Here is a 16169-nt window from a genome sequence, read left to right on the forward strand (position 1 = left end):
GATTAAAAAATTCTGATAATTTTGCGGTCATGATGGATACTAAACCTAAAGCATTTCTTTTTGATCTAAATGGCACGATGATTAACGATATGGTTTTTCATAACCATGCTTGGCATGATATATTAACAAAGGATTTGGGAGCAAACATAAGCTTCGAAGCCGTTAAGAAAGAAATGTACGGCAAAAACCAAGATCTTTTAGAACGTGTATTTGGGGTTGGGCATTTCGCTCAAGAACAGGTAGATCAAATTTCTATTGAAAAAGAACGCAGGTATCAATCAGCTTATAAAAAGCATTTAGAATTGATTGCGGGCTTGGGTGCATTTTTAGATAAAGCTAAATCTTCCAATATATTGATGGCCATTGGTTCGGCAGCCATTCCATTTAATATTAACTTCGTTTTGGATAACTTGGATATCAGATCTTATTTTAAGGCGATTGTTAGTGCAGAAGATGTAGTAAATAGTAAACCTGATCCGGAAACATTTACCAAGGGAGCCCAAATTTTAGGTGTTTCTGCTCGTGAATGTATCGTATTTGAAGATGCACCTAAAGGTGTAGAAGCAGCAAGGAATGCCGGGATGAAATGCATCGCCTTAACCACTATGCATACAAAAGAAGAATTTGATAGTTACGATAATATTATCGCCTTTATCGAAGACTACAACGATCCCATTTTAGAAAAGTTATTTTAAACGAAAAGGGTTCTGACGATTGTCAGAACCCTTTTCCATTTATCAGAATTAACTTGCTATTTCGAGAATTTGTAAATAGAAGTTGTTTTATAAACTTGGCCAGGCTTTAGCACCGTTGTTGGAAAGCTTGGCTGATTTGGAGAATCTGGAAAATGTTGAGTTTCCATCGCGATGGCCGTTCTAAAATCATCTTTCGCACCAGATTTAAATGTGTTTTTACTTTGCATAAAGTTTCCGCTGTAAAATTGTAGGCCTGGCTCCTGAGTATAAATATCCATAATTACGCCCGATTTATCACCTTTAACCGTTGCTGCATGAAACATATCCATTCCTTTGGTTTTGTTTAAAACATAGTTATGATCGTATCCTTTTCCAAAAGTCAATTGCTCGTTTTTATCTTCAATGCGAGCCCCAATAGTTGTTGCCTTTGTAAAATCAAAAGGTGTACCTGCCACCTTTTCCATTTTTCCTAATGGAATTAATGTCGAATCAACAGGGGTGTATTCATCAGCAAAGATTTGAACTTCGTGATTTAAAATTGTTCCACTACCATCTCCATTTAAATTAAAGAAAGCATGGTTTGTTAAATTGACAACAGTTGTTTTATCAGTTTTAGCCTCATAATCCATTTTCAATTCATTATCATCAGTTAAAGTGTAAGTAACCTTAACATCTAAATTTCCAGGGAAATTCTCATCACCATCTTTCGATAAATAATGAAGTTCTAAAGTATTAGGATTAGGTTGAGTAGCATCCCAAACCACATATTGATAGCCTTTTTTACCACCATGCAATGTATTTTGCCCATTATTGGTAAACAAAGAATATGTTTTACCCTCTAGCGTAAACTTACCCTTAGCAATTCTATTTCCAAATCTTCCGATGGTTGCACCGAAATAGGGCTCAGTAGACTTTTCATAATCCGTTACACTTTTAAAACCGACTACAACATCAACAAGCTTACCATCTTTATTGGGTACAAGTAAACTAACTAAACGCCCACCATAATTGGTAAATATTGCCTCGGCGTTATTTTTATTTTTTAATGTATAAAGCGAAACTTGTTTGCCATCGATTTCTTTTTTAAACGAATCTGCAACTAACTTAACAACGGCAACGGAATCAGCTGTTGTGCTATCTGTTGATGAACCTTTTTTTGTTTCAGATTGGCAAGATGCAAATCCAATGGCAGCTATAACACCTAAGCCCGCTAATGATTTCAATTTCATAAAAATAGAATATTTGGTTAAGATTAAATTAAGTTTTAAATATAAATGTTATCCATCAACATTGCAAATAAAACGATTTAGGTTATCAATTGCGACTGATGTAAAGAATATTTATTGCGAAAATAAATTTTAAATTTATCATGGCTAAACAGTTATTTATTAATTGCAAAACAATCCACTACGTGCCTCTTGGCCTTGGCTTCAATATTTAAATAATTTACAAATTGATTTAGCGCAATTATAAATTATATTTTTTCGCAGAATCTGATTAATTTGCCATGAATCAAAACAAATAATGAATAAGAACATTTCTGATACCCGTTACGATAGTATGCCATATCGTCGTTGCGGAAACAGCGGATTAAAATTACCAGCAATTTCTTTAGGGTTATGGCATAATTTCGGACACGTAAATGTATTCGAAAATAGCAAAAACCTAATATATACAGCTTTTAATAATGGGATAACCCATTTCGATTTAGCGAACAATTATGGTCCGCCTCCAGGATCTGCGGAAGAGGTTTTTGGCAAAATACGTCAATCTGATTTTTCTGGCTATCGCGATGAGATGATTATTTCGAGCAAGGCAGGCTATACCATGTGGGATGGCCCGTACGGAGATTGGGGATCAAAGAAATATTTGATTTCTAGCTTAGATCAGAGCCTAAAACGAATGAATCTGGATTATGTAGATATTTTTTACCACCATCGCCCAGATCCTGGAACACCGCTTGAGGAAACAATGGGCGCTTTGAGTTTATTGGTTCAACAAGGAAAGGCTTTATATGTGGGAATTTCGAACTACAAAGCAGAAGAGGCCGCAAAAGCTATAAAAATTTTAAGTGATAATGGAACACCATGTTTAATTCATCAGCCTAAATATTCGATGTTCGAACGTTGGGTTGAGAACGGATTACTTGATGTGTTGGAACAAAATGGCGTTGGCTGCATCCCATTTTCACCACTGGCGCAAGGTTTACTTACTGATAAATATTTACACGGTATCCCGTCTGATTCTAGAGTTGCAACGAGCGGCGTATTCTTAAAGGAAAGCAGCATCACCCCAGAAAAGCTGGAAGTAATTTCGAAGCTAAATGATGTTGCAAAATCCCGAGGACAGAAATTGGCACACATGGCTTTATCATGGATTTTGAAAGACAGTAGAATTACCACCGTACTGATTGGTGCAAGCAAGCCTGAGCAAATAACCGATTCTATAAAGGCACTAGACAATATCGTCTTTAGTTCGGAGGAGATTAAACTGATTGATGAAATTTTAAAATAGCGTTTTTATTACAAAAAGACATCAAGTAATGAGGAGAGAAATTCACAGTGCTTGATGTCTCTGTAAGTATTTTTCCTTTAAGCAGTTAAAAAATTTTGATGCCCATTTGGTGGAATTGGCAATCTTTCAGGCTTAACAATTTCACTTTTGTTATACTTTTTACTTGCAATAAGTGCAGCGGCTAAAGTAGCTGTTAAAAAAACACCTTTTACAATGGAAGATCTTCTTTTCCTTTTAACACCTCTGTAAATGTTGTAAAGTGCCATTAAACCCAAGCCAGCGAGTTCTATTTCTTTTTTATTTTGAATTCCTTTTTTGGTAAATAGCACATCCATTAATTGGTTAACGATGCTAACGCCAATCTCCATTTCTTTTTTAATTTTCGGCTTACTGGCTTTTACGCCAACGGCACTACCTACTGCTTTTAATCCATCTAACACCAGGCCTTTTTCCACTGCTTGTTTTGTATATGCTTTCATCATAAGTCTTTTATAAAATCAACACGATAAAAAGAAATATGGTTTTAGTTAATTTTCCATTTTTGTAAAAAATTTATTGCATTAGCACTTCCGTTATGAAAAGAGATTAAACCTGAATTTTTATTTTTTTAGGCCCCACATTTACATAGAATAATATGCAATGACACCAATTATCTCTGCGCTAAACATCATTTGCATAAACCGTAGGAGCTTCAAAAACCTTTTTTATTTCTAGCAAGCCAGAATAAACTGTCATTCTGATGCACCAAACATCTGCAACCGAAAAAATAGATGCTTCGTGCCTCAGTATGACAACAATTTAAAAATATAGTAAAAGCTACAAAATATAGCCGTTTTTAATTTACAGCCTTTACACCCGATGTGGCATGCGGTTCATTGCTGGTCAGTTTTCCCTCGTAAATAAACAATCGTTTTTCTCCATTAATAACTTTGATAATCTCCTTTTTTTGTAGTACACCATCTTTATAGTAATCGGTTTCTTCATTCTTTTGATTATTTATATGCCAACGGGTGTTGAGTTTTCCATTCTCATAATAATCGTTATACCGTACTTTGTCTTTTGTATATTGTTTGTTGTATAAATTTCCATTCTCTTTATATTCTTCATGAATATTTGGTCCAGATATTAATTTTTTATTTCCATTGGGATAAAATTCGGTATAGGTGGCAGTAACTTGGTTTGATATTTTTGCCAGCTTACCTTCTTTATAATACCTTTTGCTTATGCCTATACCGAAATGCTTTTTTACATCTAACGATACCCAACCCTCGTTATTTAAAACCTTATCATCTCCATATTCCTTAAAATAAGCTACCTTGTTTTTTTGGTAGGCATCCATAACTAAATTACCATCTGTAAATAGTTTATAGGTAGCCACTAATGAGTTAAGAATGGTATAATCAGCTCTTCTATTTTCTTTCTCATTAACGGTAACCGACCCGCTAAGGAGCTGATTTACAATTGTAATTTTTGCTTTTTGAGTATTATTTTCTATTAAGTAGCTGCCATTTTCTAACAACATAGGTTGATGGTTTTTTATATAATATAATTTAACCTTATCACTAAAAATCTTTACTTCTCTCCCAAATTTTATCTCTGCCGTGTTGATTACTTCTTGAGCATACCCTTTATTTGTTGCTACCCCAATTAATAATAAAAGGCAGGTGTATTTGTAATTTTTCAATTTCATTGTATTTTATATGTTCTTTTATTATTGCCAACCTTTAGTTATAAGGTTAACAATGCCTTTGTTTCACTAATAAATTCTTCTGCTTGCTCAGCTTTATTAAAATGATTGAATTTTATGGTGCTTATTTGACGTAGGTTTTTAAATTCGATAGTAACATCGGTGCCGCTATTGATAAAATTTATTTTTTTTTTGATAATGATGAAACGAGAGAATTTGCAGAACGTGCTTTTTTTTAAGGTAAGGCCAAATAGTGTTTCTTTCACGGTTTTATCTGCGATATTAATTTTTACAGTTTTCCCTATTTCAACTAAACTAAATACGATGGGCAAAAAAGTAAATGCATAATAGGGAATATTGCTACCCTTAATTTTACTACCGTTGATGTAAAAAAGGATACAGATTACAACAAATAATAATATTACAAAGACCCGAAAAAGATTATTCTTTTTTACGGTGTATTGGTTACTGTTGATGCTGTAGAACCTTGTTTCCATTAAGAAATGTTATTTTTCAAAAATAGAAATGAATGGTTTTTTTAACACAAAGCATTTACAATTCGCTGGGGTTGAGTTACAATTCGCTGTTTTTGACTTTTTCCAAAGGGATGCATTTGACACAATTCGCTGTTTTTAGGTTATCCCAGAGGGATGGTTTTGGCACAATTCGCTGTTTTTGAGTTTTCCCAAAGGGATGTTGCGAAGCCCTAATTTTTTGTCAACAATTATTTAGTAGTAGCTAATTTTAATCTCGTCTACACTTCTATTGAATTTGTCAAAAACAATTTGCTCACTTTCTTTTTTACTTGGCTTCCATTTTTCAATAGTTGTAGTTTTATTCTTGTTTTGATACGTTTGGCTTGAAACTAAAGTGCCTTTCATTAGGTCTGTAAAATCTATATCTACTTTTGATTTTAGATATTTCTCAACTATTTTTGGTATTTCCCCAAAGTGCTTTGTTTCTGATTTTATGTCGATTATTTTACGCTGTGAATCTTTAGGAAACAACTTATTCAGCCACCATTGTTTTTCGTACTTTGTATAAATAGGAATTGTATTCAAATACAGTTTATAACCTTGATAATATTCTGTGAAATCACTCCTAACAACATAATCATAATAAATAATCGCCTCAATAGATTGCCAACTTATAAAACAATTTTTGTCAGATAATGGCATTTCTATCGTAAGCCCCTTACTATCAGATAACAAATTATTTTTTAAACTCTCTATTTGCATTTGCTGTTTTTCGGAAACTGAAAATCCAAAAATAAATCCATAAATTAATATTAATGGTATTATTGAAAATATTGTAATTATAACCCAACCATATATAGGTACATTTTCAGGAAATTTAATTGCAAGGTATAATGAAACAAAACCAATTAATGAAAATATAGAAAGTGGTAAAATGAAAAAGATAAATTTTGTGTTTTTTACAATGATTTCTTTCGCAATTATTTCATTAAACCATCTTGCAATATTTTCTTTAAAAATGGCAGTTATTGCAACAGCAATAAAAATAATGGGAATTAAATATAAACCGATTGATTTGTATCCGCTTTTAACGTAAAAAAAGATGATTGCCAAAGCAAAGATTAATATAAAAACACTTACTAGCTTAGTAATTGCTTTTTCATTTAAATTCATGCTAATTTTTACTTCTCCTTTTCATTTCTATTTTTTTGTGCTTTGTGAATAAATTAGCGCATCGCGTTGAGTAATTAAAATAGGTTTGTTCGCTAAAATCTTCCAGAAAAATCTGTTTAAAGGGCATCTTTGTTTTAATGGTTGGTATTTTAACCAACTCGCCTTGTTCTTTATTGGCCAAATGGTCAAAATAATTCCAATCGCCTAAGTAATCGCCAGTTAAAAGGTTTACGCTAGAGTTTCCGCTGCCATCATTTGCGGCATTGCCAAATTCATATCGGCTCATGCCAATTAATTGCACTTTTTTTAATGTTTTATTGTATCGAAACTGATTGTCATATCCTGCTCGCATCCAATTATTTTTAAATGAAAAGCCATTTTTGGTGCTTATAATTTCGGTATTATCATTATACGTTTCTACGGCTTTGCTCTTTATCTTTTTAAATTTATTGGTAGATAATTGACAGACAATTACGCCCGTAGTATCTACATAAGCCGTGTCTTTTACACCATCGAAGTCTATATCCTTAACCAATTTTTCTTGTGAAAAACTATGATTGTAAGCAATAAAAATTATGAGAATGGTTAAGTATTTTTTCATGATAAATTTTTCAGTGTTTGGTTTGATTTCTTTTTATGATATCGAGTTCATGAGACTTAACAAATAGAGCAGATGATTTGCTTAAAAAATTATCATAGCTACTTTGGCTAAAGCCATTGAGGTACATTGGTTTGAACCACATTTTTTGTTTAATTATAGGTATTGGGATGAGGTATTTTTCATTTTTCACATCATTGTAAGCCCAATTGCCGATGTAATTTCCGTTAAGTAAATTTATGCTGGCTTCTCCATTGGCATCAAATTCGGTTACACCACTTTCACGGTGTTTCATGCCAATTAGCCTTATTTTTTTACTTTCCTTTTCATACCTAAACTGGCTTACCGCACCATACCGATTATATTCAATAAAAAATTCAAAACCATTTTCACTATTTCTAATGCCATATTTTGCTGCATATTCAATTGATATTGGCTTACTTTTAATGGGCTTAAATTTTTGACTAGTTAGTCTGCAGACTATAATTGCTCTTTTTGTTTCAAAATAAACGGTATCCTTAACACCATCAAAATCTATATCCTTAAGCAGTTTTTCTTGCGAAAAACCGTAACTATAAGCAATAAAAGTGATAAGGATGGTTAAGTAACTTTTCATGATAAATTTTAAAATTGCTTATCTCTCTATTTGCTAATATTCCGTTTATTCCCCCAACCATTTATGCAATCTAAAAACTTGTATTTTCTCTAAAACTTTTGCGTTATACATAATAAAATCTTTGTATGCTGGTTTACTTCCCATTTCTTTAGATGCATTTCCAAAATCTGTAGAAATTAGTTTTTCATATTCCTTTTCGCATGCAATAAACATACTTTTATCTTGCTCATCTACTGCCTTGGCAAACTTTGCTTCTAGGGTTTCTAATTTTGATAAATAATTATTTGCCAGTTCGCTATCAAGGTTAGGTCTTTTAGCTTGTGCAACTTCATCTGCAGTTTTCTTTTGATGTTTTTCTATACTTGCATTCACTTCCTCAACAGTAGTAGGTTTACGGTTAGTAAGAAAGACTATTGCATAAAAACTTAAAAGTGCTATGAGTAAAAATGAAAGTATATAAATGGCTCTACCACTATTTTTTGTGAATTTGTTATAGGCAAAATACATTAAACCTGTACCTAAAATAAGCATAGCTATGGCTAAGCCAATGTTGCCAAAAATTTCGTAAACAGGCATCAAAATCCTGGGTATTCGATAAGAGGATTGTGCTGAAGAGTATGTACTACCGATACTAAAAATACCTGCGCCAACCAATGCAATTGCAAACGATTTTATTTTTTCAAGGGTTTTTAATTTTGGGTTTGTTTCTGTCATCATTAATTTATTTTAGACTTAATGTTTTAAAAATAGATTTCAATATCTAAAAACATACAATCCATTTACAATTCGCTGGGCTTAAATTACAATTCGTATTATTTCATTAGATTTTTGTGGGCGTTCCCAATCCCGAAGAAACCTGTGCAACAAGCAAGCATATCATTAAAATTTAAAATGCTAATGCTTAAATCGGGATTGGGTCGGGCTGTTTCGGGGTACGCTTCGCTTCCGTCCCCACCTTTTAGGATGGGGACTGGCTCGTGCCTCGCCACCCTGTCCATCCCTTACGCAAAACACAAAGTAAAAAACAAGCGTAAAAAAAATAAATTGGCTTGTGGAAATGCTAATCAAAGTATATTAAATTCAAACAATTTGTAGGGATACCTGCATTTCTTAAACAAACTTGAGTTAAATAAGCCTGATAGCAGTGCCTGCTGGACAGGCAGTAAAAATATCCCGATTTTTTCTATCGGGAATTGTAACGGACCGGCCACGGCAGGCAGGTAGCAGGACTTTCGCAACCGATAAAACACCGAACCTTGCCTTTCATATTCATCTTAATTTTACTTCAATATTTTGCTTTCTAAATATCTCCAAGCTGTGCCACAAGAAAAAAACTGACAAACCAAGATGCTAATGAAAGAAAAATAAGCAATGCCAAGTAAAAGTAATTTGAGATTTTGATACGCTCATTTCTATCTATTAATGTTACCAATAAACATACCGGAAATTGAACCCATTCTGTAAATAAAGCAAGCAAAAACAAGCTGTCGTTAAAAGTTAATACATTATATACTTTTATGATAAAAGGATTGGCCAACCCCGTTAAATCTAACACGCAGATTACCATAACTACCACTTTATAAATGGTTATGGCATAATTAATACGCCAAAACCATTTTAATTTATTAGGCAATTTTTTCATTTATTTATCTATAAATAAGATAATCTTATCGCTATCAATTTTCGAGATTATGGTATCTCCCATTTGATAATCTATTTTGTATTTTTTTGAATTGAAAACAACGTCAGCCTTATTTTTGCTGTAACTTAAAAATTGATAAGGCTTTTGTTCTGCGCTGTATTCATTTGCTAAAAGACCGAGTTTTTGAACAGCAAAACCCTCGCTACCAACAAACCAAAATTCGCTAAGTATTTTGTTGTCGTATTTGTAAATATTTTCTATCAGGTACTCATTGCCATCAACTTTGATGTAGCAAGCTGGTGGAAAAGTTTTATTGCCAGCAATGGCTGTGGCCATCATCACTTTGGTATCTGATTGGACAAAAAATATAAAGCAAAAAAGTAGGCATACCGTAACAACTAAAATAATTTTAGGTGCTTTCATAAAAATGAGACGCTGGCTTTTGATTTTGCTAAAATAGAATTGAATGTATTTTATCAGCAATCCGATTACAACTCGCTAGGTTTGAATTACAATTCGTTATTCCCTTAACCCAAAAAGGAAGAATTGAAGCCGAAAAATAGAAATGGCTATAGCAAATGAAAGCCATTTAAGTTGGACCAGCTGATTTGAGGGGAAACCCAAATTTCTTAACCGAACCTTAGTAAAATAAGCCTGATAGCAGTGAAAATATCCCGATTTTTTCTATCGGGAATTGTAACGGATAGCAGGACTTTCGCAACCGATGAAACACCGAACCTTGCCTTACAAATTATTAGATTGGATTATACTATTCCTTATCAAAAGTACCCTCTATTTTACGGTAGGTTATGATAAAGGCCATGCTTGTACAAGCAAATATACTTGCCCATACCCGTTTGATGATATAAAACTCTGTATTTGCGATAAACAAAAGGCATAATAACGGGAAGCTTAACAGCGAAACGATAAAACAAATGCCTCCAATACCAGATATAAAATCTTTGCTAAAGCCTGTAAACTTAGTCCCAACTGCCCCAAGAATGACCCCTAAAATTGGCATTCCAAAAAAGGTAAAAAGCACAAATGCAGTACTTTTTTCTACATGCTGTTTAACAGGAGCAAAAAACATAAAGTAGTTTACAGCCAAGTACATCAGTATTAGATATGGCGTTAGGTGTTTAAAAATCCTAAACGATTTTATTGTTTTATCTTCAATATTGGGCGTGGCGATTACTAATATTTTTTTGTCCTGCTCTGTTAGTTCATAGCCATAATTACTATTTTTTACGGCATAGCCTAATACACTTATTAAATCACCGTTTTTTAGGGTTCTTTCGGTATAACGAATATCATCTACCGCATATTTAATGCTATGTTTGGTGTCGGTTTTTGCAGGCAAAAGCGCTAAGTTTAACCGGTTTACAATTACTTTTATTTTACCTGTGGCGTTGGTTAAATAAAAATCCTGAAATTCTTCTTCTATAATTGCGCTATTCTCCCGTTCGGTATTATCTTCACTATCGTAGCTAATATCTGCTTTTCTATAATTGTAGGCGATGCATTCTTGTTTAAAATAAGGGGTTACAAATGTTTTTGAGGCACTTACTGTTCCTACTATCTTAACCCAACCCTCGGTAATTTGGTAAATGGGTGTAGGAACTGTTTTAATTAATTTACGTTGAGTTTTTGTGGTGTACAATACTAAAACCCCAACAATAATGGGTACTAGAGGGATAAGGATATGACTGAATGTTAATGCTATAAAAAGCAGCAAGCCTACAACAATGAGGAACAAACAACCTACTTTTAGTCCTATTGCTTTAACTTGCATTTGTGGTAATCGACATCAGAAATGTTTAAATTTATTATTAATTGTGTTGGTTCGTGATTACACAAAAACCAAGGAAATAAAACTAGTTAATGATACTGAATTTCTCGCTTTATAAGCCAGGTTTTGGTGTTGTGTTTATCTCCTATTTTAGTTATTTCATCAGGTTCTGATTTAGAATAGCGAATAGTTTTTTCAGTTTTTGATTGCAACAACCAATTGCCAAACTGATTGTGCTTTAGGTATTTATTTTAGTAATTTCTCTACTGCCAAAATGTTTAAGGGTCTCACTTTTTAATGTGCCATCTCGCCATTCGTTACTCTGTAATTTGTAGTAAATAATTACACCAACAAAAATTGTAATGCCAACCGCAGCAATTTTGATTAGGTTGGTTTTCATTTAGTTTAGTTCCATTTTTTCTTCCAAAACTGCCACCATTTTCTTTTTACTTTGTATGAGATTTCTCCAACAATTTCACCCTCTTTTTTAATGATGAGGTCTGTAATGGGTAAATCTTTTTTAAAAATCCTTGTCTCTAAATCTCCCTCCCATCCATATCCCTTGGTTACCAAAATAATGGTGTCTGCCATAAAATTTGCAGGAATTTCTAGCATAAACTGACCAAGAGTATCGGTAACGGTACTAATTTCTGTGCCTTTTACAACAATAGTATCTTTGGCAACTATTTCATTAGAATGGTTTACAAGTTTCCCAGAAATGGATTTCTTAAGTGTATCGGTGTCAATTGGCTTATTGTTACCAGGTACAAATGGGCTTATTATCTTTTCATTGGGCGATGTTACTATTTCAGGTTTTATCAAATTGTTATTATTAGCAGCAAAAGAACTTTCTGCTATCCCTAAAAGCAGCAAACCAGCCAATATTTTGTTGAATTGGAAACTGCTGTTTTGTTGTTGAACAGCCATTAACCTGTTCATTTGTGGTGCCGTTAACTTGCCGCAAATTCTACCTTGATTATTTTCGATGAACTGGATGACTTCAGCATCCGTTAACTTGGCAAAATCGACAACATTTGTGGCACATTGAGTACAAAATTTGCCATTCTCGGTTTTGCTCCTTGTTGCCCATTGCGCTTTTTGACAATGATTTTCAATATTGAGGATGTACTGCTGTTTCATCAATCTAAAATACTACAGCTGTTCATTTATGAGCAAACCAATTACAATTCGCTGGGAATGAATTACAATTCGTAATAATTATTGGGAAAGCTTAATACGATGAAAGATATTCTGAATTTAAGAGAATAATGGGTTTTAACTAATTGATTTGATGGATTTCAGCAATCGATTTTCCAATTTGATCTTGATGAAATTCTGTCTCATCGCCTAACTTAATGGATGCAACCGACATTTCTATGGATACCGATGGGTTCGGTTTTTTAGACAATGAGGAAATATTTGAAGTAATTAACAGAATGGTTTTTAATGAAGAAAAATACTGGCGATCGAGTGTTTTGATATATTGAATATCTCTGTTTGGCTTGATATATTCTGTATTTGTCTTTTCGGCGCAATACTGTTGAACCTTATCTAATTTTGTAATTCTTGAATTAATTGCATTAAGTGCTGTGGAAGTTAGTGGAACTCCTCGAACACCCAAAATTCGACTATCTTTAACTAAATAAACGAGCTTACCAAAAGTAATCGAAGTAAGGTCGCTCCTGTTCATGATCGATTTAGGCTTTGGTAAGGCCATTCCATCCGTAAATCCAGCCTTGATAATGTTTTTATTAAACTCGAAACGTTGAAGCAATAATTCCTTAATTAATTTATCTCCGTTTACTTTCTCAAAGGAATCAAAAGTTTCTGCGTAAGCAATACTTGAGTTAGTTATACCTGCAATATTCTTATTTGAACTACAGCCAAAAGTGGCCATAATTAGTAGGACAACAATGAGATAAACTTGGTTAGAAAGCTTCATTACACGAACGTAGAAAAAATTATGCCAATTAATTGAAATTAGTATACTTAAGTTTACAACTTCAAAGAAATATGTGTAATTTGTTTACACATAATTTTTCTAGTTATAATGCGGCCTAAATTATTTTACGTTGCAAGCCTAACAAAAAATTCTCCATACGGTTTTAATTTTATTAAGATAGCAATTGCAATTTTAAGTGAGTTTAAGTGTAAATGCATAATTTAATTTAGGTTTCACATCCGCAACACTGATATGCAGTCCATTTTCATTTTGAGAGAAACCGAGCTTTTTACCTGCGCCTAATAATGTTACTTCATTAAGTCTCTGTTTATAATAATTGCCATTGTTGGCCAAACTTTTTATTATTACTTTTCCATCTTCTGGCCAACCCAAAACAATAGCATAAAGCACATTATTTTTTGTTGTGAAACGGATATCTGCAGATGAAAATGCTTTTCCCTTGCCCTCATTAAATCCTTGGGCTGAAAGCGGCGCTGCAGAATCCATTGCAGGTCCTTCGCCAAATATTGCCCAAGGGCGTGTATCGTAGATCCCCTCACTATTAATGGCCATCCAATCGCCAATTTCTTCTACGATTTTTCGTTCCAATTCATCGATGGTTCCATTTCCCTTAACCGGTACACTGAGTAATAAATTGCCGTTTTTACTCACCACATCTACAAGCGTATGTACTACTGTTCGAGCACTTTTATAATGCTTGCCTTCGTAAATCCTTTTATCATAATGCCAACTTCCAATGCAGGTATCGGTTTGCCATGGTAAGGGTTCAATTGCATTGCTTTGGCCACGTTCAATATCCCAAACCATGCATTTACGTTGCAGATCATCTAAAATTTTACCAAAAATAACTGCTTCATTTTTCCCTTTCTTTTTTGCACTTCTATTGTACATGTGGGCAGCGATTTTTAGTCCAGCATTGTCTACAGGCCACAATGGCAATGCTGTATCATCAAAATAAACAAGATCAGGATCGTATGAATTGATGAGATCTATTGTTCGGTTAAAGAATTTATCGCAATAGGATTTTGATGGCGGGCAAACACCGTTTCCCCAATTCCACTGACTGTGGATCGTTCCATTATTTTCACTATTCTGACTCAAAGCATGGTTTTGTTCATATAACTCCTGCGGATCGAGGCCATTCCACCATTTTCCTTTTCCATCGGCTTTGGTAACTTTTCCGTCATAGCTTACCCCTGCAAACTGGCCATTCTTATCCGCCCTTTGCGCAGTTTCCATTCAGCTCCATGTATGTGCAGCATGTACACTCACCCCGAAACGCATTCCATTTTTTGCTGCTGCCTTTTTCCATCCAGCAATTAAATCTTGCTTTGGACCTATTTTAGTAGAATTCCATTTGCTTTGGTACTTGCTGTTGTACAGATCAAAGTTATCGTGATGATTTGCAAGTGCCATGAAATACTTTGCGCCAGCCTTTTTGTATAGTGCTAGCAATTCCTCGGGGTTCCAGGCTTCAGCTTTCCATTCGTTAATTACATCCTTAAACCCAAACCTAGATGGATGACCGTATTTTGAAACATGATATTTGTATTGTGCACTTCCCTCCATGTACATTTCTCGGGCGTACCAATCTCCAAACTCTGGTTGGCATTGCGGCCCCCAATGCGCCCAAATACCAAATTTTGCATTACGAAACCAATCTGGCGTTTGGTAAGCAGAGAGAGAACCCCAAGTTGGCTCAAATGGTCCATTACTGATGAGTTCGCTTTCGCCATTTAATAGTAAATCTGCTGCCTTGAGGTGACTTGCCAATGCGATTGACGGAAAAGTAGTAACAAGATGTTTAAGAAGTGTTCTGCGTTTCATTTTGGGTGAAATTATAATCATCATTAGTTTAAAGGATACTAATTGATAAGTTTTTGGTTAGCAATGGTAGAGATTAAAATCAATCATCTATGAAAGCAAAATTATAAATTTTGTTATTTTTATCCTTATATAAAATAGACTTTGAATTATACAAATCCGACATGCTAAATTTTTTAAAAAGAGCAATCACAACCAATATGAAATATCAATTGGTTGATTTATGATCTTAATTCATCCTTTTATTAATTACAACATATAAAGGGAAAATATGCACAAAACAGCTATTTTTAATCCTTAAGAAGAAAATATGAGCAAGAGTATTTTAAGGAATTGGTTTTCAATTCTACATGTAGATTATGTAAAACTTAATCATCATTGGAATTATAAAGGTATTATTAGTCCTTATTACCGCTTGTATTATATTGATAGTGGTGAGGGCTCAGTTTCTGATGGTGAACAAAACTTAAAACTGGAGCCTGGCTTTATCTATCTCATTCCGAGTTTTACACTTTGCAACTTAAACTGTGTTTCGAATTTAGGCCAGTTTTTTATTCAATTTTTTGAAGAATCTGCAGATGGAATATCGCTATTTCAAAATAATAGGTGTGCGATGAAAGTACCAGCATGCGATTCGGATATTAAAAACTTTAAACAGCTTTTGGCCATTAATCCAGGCAGGGGAATCAATAGATCTGATAATCCAAAAGTGTACGAAAAAAACATTTATTATAAAGAATACCAAGAACTTAACAACCAAACACACGCAGCTAAAAATTTAGAAACACAGGGAATAATTTTACAATTACTTTCGCGGTTCCTTGGCCCTGAGACTTTTAAGAACCCTAAGGAATCTCCTATCCCATCGAAAATTTTAGCCGCAATGAGTTATGTACAAATCAATTTAAAGAATAACCTTAGCGTAATTGATTTGGCTCAGCGAGCGAATCAACATCCTGATTATTTTTCAAGGCAATTTCTTAAACACACAGGTGAAAGACCTAACTCCTTCATAAATAGCAAGCGAATAGAACGGGCGCAGTACCTCATTACCACCACAGCTATGTCTTACGCTGAAATTGCCCCTGAAACTGGTTTTGAAAGCTTGCCCTATTTTTCTAGAATGTTCAAGAAAACTACCGGACTAACACCAGGTGCATATCGAGAGCGGATTAATGGCATTTGACCGTTA

General features: G+C 33.9%; 19 protein-coding genes. 3 read left to right on the top strand and 16 right to left on the bottom strand.

Features of this window, described 5'->3' with window-relative positions; genetic code table 11:
* The first annotated feature begins 32 nt into the window (after window positions 1–32).
* Window positions 33–695 (top strand): HAD family hydrolase, encoded by a 663-nt coding sequence (locus EZ449_RS09125; RefSeq protein ID WP_131558195.1) that lies wholly within the window; start codon window positions 33–35, stop codon window positions 693–695.
* 56 nt (window positions 696–751) lie between these two features.
* Here EZ449_RS09125 and EZ449_RS09130 read toward each other — a convergent pair whose 3' ends face one another.
* Window positions 752–1924, bottom strand: a complete 1173-nt coding sequence (locus tag EZ449_RS09130) for an aldose epimerase family protein (protein WP_131557911.1) — start codon at window positions 1922–1924, stop codon at window positions 752–754.
* A 295-nt stretch (window positions 1925–2219) separates the two neighbouring features.
* On the opposite strand from EZ449_RS09130, the gene mgrA reads away from it, so the two are divergent.
* The gene (mgrA, locus tag EZ449_RS09135) at window positions 2220–3209 is read left to right on the top strand and encodes an L-glyceraldehyde 3-phosphate reductase (protein ID WP_131557913.1); all 990 of its coding nucleotides are present in this window, start codon (window positions 2220–2222) and stop codon (window positions 3207–3209) included.
* Window positions 3210–3286: 77 nt separating this feature from the next.
* Here the strand turns inward: mgrA and EZ449_RS09140 are convergent, their stop codons facing one another.
* From EZ449_RS09140 to EZ449_RS23480, 15 genes are all read right to left on the bottom strand, one after another.
* Window positions 3287–3691, bottom strand: coding sequence for a hypothetical protein (locus tag EZ449_RS09140; RefSeq protein ID WP_131557915.1), 405 nt, complete (start codon window positions 3689–3691; stop codon window positions 3287–3289).
* A gap of 353 nt (window positions 3692–4044) precedes the next feature.
* Window positions 4045–4899: a hypothetical protein gene (locus EZ449_RS09145; RefSeq protein ID WP_131557917.1), complete on the bottom strand. Its 855-nt coding sequence runs from the start codon at window positions 4897–4899 to the stop codon at window positions 4045–4047.
* Window positions 4900–4937: 38 nt separating this feature from the next.
* Window positions 4938–5393: a hypothetical protein gene (locus EZ449_RS09150; RefSeq protein ID WP_131557919.1), complete on the bottom strand. Its 456-nt coding sequence runs from the start codon at window positions 5391–5393 to the stop codon at window positions 4938–4940.
* Between the two features lie 231 nt (window positions 5394–5624).
* Complete coding sequence (locus EZ449_RS09155) at window positions 5625–6545, bottom strand: zinc-binding metallopeptidase family protein (RefSeq protein WP_131557921.1); 921 nt, start codon at window positions 6543–6545, stop codon at window positions 5625–5627.
* A gap of 1 nt (window position 6546) precedes the next feature.
* Window positions 6547–7146 carry a hypothetical protein gene (locus EZ449_RS09160; protein ID WP_131557923.1) on the bottom strand — a complete coding sequence of 200 codons (600 nt, stop codon included), beginning with the start codon at window positions 7144–7146 and terminating at the stop codon, window positions 6547–6549.
* A gap of 10 nt (window positions 7147–7156) precedes the next feature.
* A complete protein-coding gene (locus EZ449_RS09165) occupies window positions 7157–7759 on the bottom strand; it encodes a hypothetical protein (RefSeq protein WP_131557925.1) in 603 nt (200 codons plus the stop codon).
* A gap of 45 nt (window positions 7760–7804) precedes the next feature.
* The gene (locus EZ449_RS09170; RefSeq protein ID WP_131557927.1) at window positions 7805–8476 is read right to left on the bottom strand and encodes a hypothetical protein; all 672 of its coding nucleotides are present in this window, start codon (window positions 8474–8476) and stop codon (window positions 7805–7807) included.
* 583 nt (window positions 8477–9059) lie between these two features.
* Complete coding sequence (locus tag EZ449_RS09175) at window positions 9060–9401, bottom strand: hypothetical protein (RefSeq protein WP_131557929.1); 342 nt, start codon at window positions 9399–9401, stop codon at window positions 9060–9062.
* Window positions 9402–9824, bottom strand: a complete 423-nt coding sequence (locus tag EZ449_RS09180; RefSeq protein ID WP_131557931.1) for a hypothetical protein — start codon at window positions 9822–9824, stop codon at window positions 9402–9404.
* Window positions 9825–10170: 346 nt separating this feature from the next.
* Complete coding sequence (locus EZ449_RS09185; protein ID WP_131557933.1) at window positions 10171–11193, bottom strand: hypothetical protein; 1023 nt, start codon at window positions 11191–11193, stop codon at window positions 10171–10173.
* Window positions 11194–11428: 235 nt separating this feature from the next.
* Window positions 11429–11590, bottom strand: coding sequence for a hypothetical protein (locus EZ449_RS22630; RefSeq protein WP_165499727.1), 162 nt, complete (start codon window positions 11588–11590; stop codon window positions 11429–11431).
* A gap of 5 nt (window positions 11591–11595) precedes the next feature.
* Window positions 11596–12330, bottom strand: a complete 735-nt coding sequence (locus EZ449_RS09190; protein ID WP_131557935.1) for a hypothetical protein — start codon at window positions 12328–12330, stop codon at window positions 11596–11598.
* Window positions 12331–12469: 139 nt separating this feature from the next.
* On the bottom strand, window positions 12470–13132 hold the full coding sequence (locus EZ449_RS09195; protein ID WP_131557937.1) for a hypothetical protein: 663 nt from the start codon (window positions 13130–13132) through the stop codon (window positions 12470–12472).
* Between the two features lie 192 nt (window positions 13133–13324).
* Window positions 13325–14392, bottom strand: a complete 1068-nt coding sequence (locus EZ449_RS23475; RefSeq protein ID WP_394347129.1) for an alpha-L-fucosidase — start codon at window positions 14390–14392, stop codon at window positions 13325–13327.
* Window positions 14393–14980, bottom strand: coding sequence for an alpha-L-fucosidase (locus EZ449_RS23480; RefSeq protein WP_394347130.1), 588 nt, complete (start codon window positions 14978–14980; stop codon window positions 14393–14395).
* Window positions 14981–15287: 307 nt separating this feature from the next.
* On the opposite strand from EZ449_RS23480, the gene EZ449_RS09205 reads away from it, so the two are divergent.
* Window positions 15288–16163 (top strand): helix-turn-helix domain-containing protein, encoded by an 876-nt coding sequence (locus tag EZ449_RS09205; protein ID WP_131557939.1) that lies wholly within the window; start codon window positions 15288–15290, stop codon window positions 16161–16163.
* Window positions 16164–16169 lie beyond the last annotated feature (6 nt).

Source organism: Pedobacter frigidisoli (assembly GCF_004331675.1).
GTDB classification, from domain to species: Bacteria; Bacteroidota; Bacteroidia; order Sphingobacteriales; family Sphingobacteriaceae; genus Pedobacter; species Pedobacter frigidisoli.